This is a genomic window from Staphylococcus marylandisciuri, from assembly GCF_025519785.1.
Taxonomy (GTDB): Bacteria; Bacillota; Bacilli; order Staphylococcales; family Staphylococcaceae; genus Staphylococcus; species Staphylococcus marylandisciuri.
Genome location: NZ_JAOPKZ010000043.1, coordinates 1 through 425 on the forward strand (window position 1 = coordinate 1; position 425 = coordinate 425).

Sequence of the window (425 nt, forward strand, 5' to 3'; positions counted from 1 at the left end):
GGGGGAGCAAGCTCCCCGTCTGTTCGCTCGACTTGCATGTATTAGGCACGCCGCCAGCGTTCATCCTGAGCCAGGATCAAACTCTCCATAAAAAAGCGTTTGATTAGCTCGTAAATTGATTGTGTTACTACTAACACGTTGTGTTTATTGGAATTAACGTTGACATATTGTCATTTAGTTTTCAATGTTCATTTTTCATCACAAGAACTAATTATACAGCAGACCTTTTATAAAGTCAACTGTTTTTAATCAATGTAACGAAATAATCCATAAAAAAATGACCAAAAGGTCAAAATGGATTGCCTGGCAACGTCCTACTCTTGCGGAACGTAAGTCCGACTACCATCGGCGCTAAGGAGCTTAACTTCTGTGTTCGGCATGGGAACAGGTGTGACCTCCTTGCCATCGTCACCAGACAACAAATG

General features: G+C 41.9%; 2 rRNA genes. Both read right to left on the minus strand.

Annotated elements, in window-relative coordinates:
- A 16S ribosomal RNA gene (locus tag N9R04_RS11315) occupies window positions 1-92 on the minus strand; the annotation flags it as partial.
- Between the two features lie 209 nt (window positions 93-301).
- Window positions 302-416: ribosomal RNA gene (gene rrf, locus N9R04_RS11320) — 5S ribosomal RNA — on the minus strand.
- Window positions 417-425: the final 9 nt, after the last annotated feature.